5 protein-coding genes and 1 pseudogene are annotated in these 6,000 nt (G+C 34.1%); all 6 read right to left on the bottom strand.

Annotation, left to right across the window (positions count from 1 at the left end; genetic code table 11):
- Nucleotides 1-379: 379 nt before the first annotated feature.
- The 6 genes and pseudogenes from ACQKNI_RS23990 to ACQKNI_RS23965 all read right to left on the bottom strand — a co-directional run bounded on the left by ACQKNI_RS23990 (nt 380) and on the right by ACQKNI_RS23965 (nt 5,780).
- Nucleotides 380-583: a hypothetical protein gene (locus ACQKNI_RS23990; RefSeq protein WP_088233359.1), complete on the bottom strand. Its 204-nt coding sequence runs from the start codon at nt 581-583 to the stop codon at nt 380-382.
- 176 nt (nt 584-759) lie between these two features.
- Nucleotides 760-1,092 (bottom strand): annotated as a pseudogene (locus tag ACQKNI_RS23985) (UvrD-helicase domain-containing protein); the annotation flags it as partial.
- A gap of 103 nt (nt 1,093-1,195) precedes the next feature.
- The gene (locus tag ACQKNI_RS23980; RefSeq protein WP_427282711.1) at nt 1,196-1,669 is read right to left on the bottom strand and encodes a DUF2325 domain-containing protein; all 474 of its coding nucleotides are present in this window, start codon (nt 1,667-1,669) and stop codon (nt 1,196-1,198) included.
- A 355-nt stretch (nt 1,670-2,024) separates the two neighbouring features.
- Nucleotides 2,025-3,128 (bottom strand): Ger(x)C family spore germination protein, encoded by a 1,104-nt coding sequence (locus tag ACQKNI_RS23975; RefSeq protein WP_088233358.1) that lies wholly within the window; start codon nt 3,126-3,128, stop codon nt 2,025-2,027.
- The gene (locus tag ACQKNI_RS23970) at nt 3,125-4,228 is read right to left on the bottom strand and encodes a GerAB/ArcD/ProY family transporter (RefSeq protein WP_088233357.1); all 1,104 of its coding nucleotides are present in this window, start codon (nt 4,226-4,228) and stop codon (nt 3,125-3,127) included. Before ACQKNI_RS23970 ends, ACQKNI_RS23975 begins: the two co-directional genes overlap by 4 nt.
- 4 nt (nt 4,229-4,232) lie before the next feature.
- Nucleotides 4,233-5,780, bottom strand: a complete 1,548-nt coding sequence (locus tag ACQKNI_RS23965) for a spore germination protein (RefSeq protein WP_088233356.1) — start codon at nt 5,778-5,780, stop codon at nt 4,233-4,235.
- Nucleotides 5,781-6,000: the final 220 nt, after the last annotated feature.

Below are 6,000 nucleotides of genomic sequence, written 5' to 3'. Positions count from 1 at the left end.
TTAAAAGGTTTAGTCACCTACAATCACCTCTATTTCTTGAAAATTAGGTAAATAATAGTGGTATAAAATGCTATTAATTTCCTAAAATCGTATAAGCTAAACTATTAAAAACATCATTTGGAAAGGCTCTTTTTTTATAATTACATGCACAGTAACTAATACTTTATCACGTTATCTGTTTCTGGTGTAAAAATTATTAAATTAGTTTTTTGTTCATCCCCCGACAAAGGGAAATATACTTAGTGAATAAACAAATTATATGCTCTGTATCAAAAGTTACACCTTTCTTCATATGGTTCTTTTTTTTCAATCACCTGTTCTACATAGGGTGCTGTTTGCGGCAACTACTTTAGCTTGTTATATAATAAACAACCCTTTTCTAACATGTTGGCAATTCAAGATTGGGTAATTTAAAGCGGATGTTTTCACTTTTTTGCAGCGTTTGCACCGCCTCTTTTACTACCGCAAGCAATACATTATTATATGTAATTAAATTGATTATTTTACCAAATAGCGGTTTCGTTTGCTCTAGTTTCCCTTCCTGTGTGATTTTGATCCCCAATGTATTGATTTTCTTTTTCACAGTTTGACTCCATATGCTTAATCATCTCGCTGTTTCTTCTTTACTTGATTGCACAAATTCCGCAGATATTCTCCTCTTAGAGCTATCACACTCTCACACTTGGTGCAATCTTCTCCCGTACACTTCTCCATATGTATCATCTGCTTCTACATACATTAATTATCCTACTCTCCTTGTAGAACTCTTGTCTTTCCACTGCCTGCAGCAGCAATTGCTAATACAGGTGTATCAATTGTTCGAACAGCTTCAGTTTGTTTCTCGCTTAGATAAATGTTCTTTTCTTCTAACGCTCTAAAATAAAAAGAATCCAGTTCATTATCTGTAATCAATTCCTTATAAGGATAAATATCAGCTATCTCAGCTTGAGATATTGCATTCACTTCAAATTAGCCTTCCGGTAGAAATACACTTTGTTTTTCTGACGTCTTAAAAAGCTTTCTCTCTCTTTCATACTTTTGTACAAATAAAAACAGTCCTTCGGGTAAAAGAATGCTATGTACTATGTACATCGTTCTTTTACCCGAAGGGAATAATCCCCAACAAACGAAAGAAAGTTCAAAAAATACATCACAACTATTATATCAAACTTAAATATACGGTTCACTTTACATTTTACTCATTAGCATATCTTTTTATTGCACTTTCAAATGCTGAAATTCCCTTACTATTTACAAAGCGAATAGGAGTATTATAACGAGCTGCGGCCGGAATAATTAATTCATGATAAATGTGACTTAATAATTCAGTTAAGTAAAAGACTACATCAGCTTTTTTAACTGCATTATCTATTTTACGATGCTGATCTTCTGCTACAAATATAATTTCTGCATTGTATTTTTCAACGCACTCTCTATAGTATCTTTCTTTATTCCCACCGATTACCGCGACTTTCCTTCCTGTTAAATCATTATTATGCACATTTCCTTCCGACTCTTCTTCTTCCTGCAATTGAATGATTTCTTGAGCCATTTGTTCAATCATCTTATTTAAATACTCTACCTCATTTTTATGTTGTTCTGATTTAATTTCTTCTTCAGTTGCTAAATCTGACATCAATTCATTTCGACCACTCCGAAGATAAAACATACATGCCGAAATTCCTTAACGTAGGAAAATCGGCTTTTTATTTTCCATAAAATATATTAGTGTGGGTTTTATGTTATTTGGTTGGCGGGACCCCTTTATAGTTATCCATGGGAATTTAGTTCATTTTTTTCGTTTTGGGGAACAATGCATTTCTTAACTAGATGGCAATGGGGTAGTACCAACATCCATCAACTTAAGGATTTTATAACACCCCAAAACAAAAAATATACATTTATTTATTTTGGGTGTTTGCTTTTCTTAGCTTGATGGCCACGGGAGAATCCTAGTAAAGAAAATTCCCATTCTAAAATTGAATATACTTGTAAATTTAGCACGAATCTAAGTTGAACTCCTTTTACTTAATTGTCCCCATCGCACCAATTTCTACATTTACCTTGACATTTACATCGCCCTTTGCTAATGCATTACTCCATTTGTTTTGGACTTTTTTCCATTCTGGATATGTATAAGTTCTTGCGTATTCCCCAAGCCCAATAGGATCAAGATTCGCATCTTGTATTTTCTTTATTACTTGCTTGAAATCTTCTTCTAATTTCGTTTCAATTGCCTTCTGTAACTTCGCTGCATCTTTTCTTACATTGAACGTAAAAAGCCGTTCTGTTATGCCTACTTTCATCTTTATATTTGTATCAAATATAAATTTATTATCATATCTTGCCTTTGTTTTCACTTTAACACTATAGACAGCAAAGCTCATCCAATCTTCTTTCTTACTATCGGACTTTAATTTAATTGGAATTGTAAATGAAAACTCACCGGTAGTTCTTTGTTGCAAAATACGTAATAGTTTATTTTCATCGGGATTTAGCGTTAATTTATACTTCCCTTTTTCATCCAATAAAGCTGTACCTGTTACAAATATTTTATTTGTTTTTTTTATCTCAGTAATATGTGCTGTTTTCCCTTTGTCCGCCATTTGTTCATGTAGTTCTTGAAGATTTGTTTTTACTGTGATATTTCTTAAAGCTGCCGTCTCAATTAGCTTTGTTAAATATAAAGGAAGCCGTGGCTTATCTTTTTGTTTATGAAAAAAAATGTTCGAAACAGGTCCATCTACAGCAATCACTCTTGTGGTAACTGTATTTTTAGGATCTCGATAAAATGGATCAAGATTCTTTACCCAGTCTTTCTTTTTCAGTAACCGTTTTCCAACTAAAATAACTTGCATTTTGCTTCCCGAGGTAAGTGCGAAAACAGTAGTATCAAATTTGTCTCTAGAATTTCGAATCGTTTTAGCTTTTACACCGACAATTTCTTCTTTGTTCTTTGCTTCTTTATTAAAAATCGGGCTTGACTTGTAAACCAACAAATTATTATTACGATCTAAGTCAATGCCAAGAGCGAGGGAAAGAGAAACATCTTCAATATTGGTTTGGTCAAAGCATCCCGTCATCATAAATACTGATATCAAAATACAACATAATATTTTTCTTTTCAATGTGTCCTCCCCCGATGCAGCTTCTCATATAACCGGCCATACATCAATAAAATGATAGGCAATATATAGGTTAATACTAATCCCGTATTAGAAAATACTTGTTGCCAAGTTTCAGCTTCATTCCAACTAGGGCGAGTCCAAAATACGAAACCGATAATAAGCAATAAGAGAACAACTACATGAGAACTGTGATCTTGTTTTCCAAGTAATTGGCTCGAACAAAACACCGAACAATATAAGGCAGGAATCCAAGATGTGGAAACAACTGTTAAGTATGCAGCCAATAAAATCATGTCAAAGCGTTCTAAAAAACGAAACTCAATTACTTTAAGTAAATTTAATACTGGCTGATTAAATTGAGTAATACTATCTGGACTAAAATAAGCGAAACAAACAATAGTAGCAAATAAATAGAATAACATCGTTAAAGTGTTTGCAATAACCATTCCATGAACTGCATACTGCTTTTTTTGTAAAAATGGATATAAAAAGAAAGCAATATCAAACCCTAAATATGCAAAAATCGTGGTCGGTGCAGCCGTGAATACAGATTTCCACCCTTCTTTTAAAATCGGAAAGAATGACATCCAACTTCCGCTCTCTTTTAGAGGTATTAAAAAGAATAATGGTATCCAAATCATCATATAAAAATTAAGTTCGGAATACCGTCCTATAATACGAGGGCCTTTACGTGCAACAAGTAAGGTAGGAATCGTAAACAAAAAGATAACAAGATAATCAGGTGTTTTCGGAAGAAGCCATCCCTTAATATAAAGCATAGCGTTCACTAAAACGATGCAAGAATAAAAAGCGAAGTACATCATATAAGCAACCACTAATGCTTTCCCTACTATTTTCCCAAAAAATCGTATAAGAATTTCATAAATTGTATCATCAGGGTATTTTGCAGCTGTTTTTACTATAAAAATACCTGATATTGTAGAAGCTAGCCAACCAATGAATATAGCTAGCCAACCATCTGTTCCAGCTTTTTCTGCAAGAACACGCGGAAGAGATAGAATGCCAGTGGCGACCTGCATTCCATTAATTATAAAGATATACTGCATAAGAGTGATGTCATTATAGGCATATTTTTTCATAGTTTCACCTTTTATTATGATTCTTTCCTTGTCGATTAGATTGAATCGCCCCTGTACCGTTCGATCGCTTTCTTATCGCCCATAAAGGAAAGCGCACAAAAGTATCTTTCATATCCCCAAAACGAAACGGGGCTAACGGTGTTCCATAAGGGGTTCCTAGCGATTCAAGAGTGATTAGATGCCCAAGTAATGTCATCCACCCAATTACCAAACCTACAAGTCCAAATAATGCAGCTAAGATCATCATTGGGAATCGTAAAAGTCTAACTGCGGATCCCATATCGTAGTTAGGGATTATAAAAGATGATATGGCTGTAACGGCAACGACAATAATCATAATGTTACTTACTATTCCCGCCTGAACAGCTGCTTGTCCAATAATAATACCGCCTACTATTCCAACTGTCTGACCAATCGGCGTAGGCAACCGCAAAGCCCCTTCTCTCATCGTTTCAAGTGTTATTTCCATAAGCAATGCTTCCAGAACCGGAGAAAAAGGTACCCTTGTTCTTGATTCTGCAATAGATAAATAAAGTTCTACAGGAATCACTTCATAATTAAAAGAAATAAATGCAACATAACTCGCAGGCAAAAATAAAGCAACCATAAAGGCAATAAAACGAAGTATACGAATGAATGATGCAACTAGCCATCTTGTACCGTAGTCATCCACACCTTGAAAAAAGGAGATGAAATTTGTTGGAGCAATTAATACGTTAGGCGAATGATCCATTACAGTTACAAATCTACCCTGTAGTATGTGAGAGACTGCCAAATCAGGCCTTTCAGTTAATATAAATTGCGGAAACGGTGAATACGGGTTATCTTCAATAAATTCAATTAGCTCACTATTATTAGCTACTGCATCTACCGTAATATTTTGAATCCTTCTTTCCAATTCATTTAGTACATCTTCAGAAGCTACATCTTGCAAATATAAAATAGAAATCTTAGTTTTACTTCGCACACCTATTACTAATTCTTTTATCATTAATTCACGATGCGGAATGTACCTTCGAATCATCGCAACATTTTGAGTTCCCGTTTCTATAAACCCTTGATGTGCACCTTTTAAAGCAATTTCGTTTTGAGCATCTTCAATGTTCCTTTGCGGCCATCCTTTCGTGTCCAATTGACGAACCGTCGTTTGGCCGTTAATCAATAGTACACTATCCCCTGTTAAAATAGCTGTTTCAATCTCATTCCACGTACTAATCATTTTAACTTGACCTAAAGTAATGGGAAGTTCCGTATTAGCATTAAAATCACTGTTCATTAAAGGACTTAAAACGTTATTTTGAATTAATTGTTTATCTGTTAATCCTGATAAATATACTAAAGCGGCTTCTAATCCAGATTCTGTTATTTGAAACCGCCGAATCACTAGATCAGGCGATTGACGGAATATATTCTGAAGCTCAGCTATGTTTTTCGATAAATTAGCTTCTAAGAGAGAGTCCTCAATATTTTTTTGGGGAACAGGAGTATCGTTTCGTATTGAAAATGATTTAGGGTTTTCTCTATATTTTAACCATTTCAGAAATTTAGCCATGACTTCCTCACCTTCTATGCACCTTCAGTATGTTTAGTATGCAGATATGAAGAAAAAATATCCTAATAATTAGAGAGGGAATGCCAGACTTATTACTATATAACCTATGCAGTCATAAAAATAGCGCTCTAATTAAATAGTATGCAGACAAGTTTAGTTTTGAAAGGTTCAAAGTTGATGTAAATGTTATTTGTTATTCAATAGAGAGAATATTGTATTA

The sequence above is a fragment of the Bacillus sp. NPDC094064 genome (assembly GCF_050279585.1).
Taxonomy (GTDB): domain Bacteria; phylum Bacillota; class Bacilli; order Bacillales; family Bacillaceae_G; genus Bacillus_A.
This window is presented reverse-complemented; position numbering and strand designations above follow the sequence as displayed.

Coding starts and splice junctions, on each gene's coding strand:
- ACQKNI_RS23980 (WP_427282711.1), bottom strand. CDS start 1,669: ATGTTTTATCTTCGGAGTGGTCGAAATGAATTGATGTCAGATTTAGCA.
- ACQKNI_RS23965 (WP_088233356.1), bottom strand. CDS start 5,780: ATGGCTAAATTTCTGAAATGGTTAAAATATAGAGAAAACCCTAAATCA.
- ACQKNI_RS23970 (WP_088233357.1), bottom strand. CDS start 4,228: ATGAAAAAATATGCCTATAATGACATCACTCTTATGCAGTATATCTTT.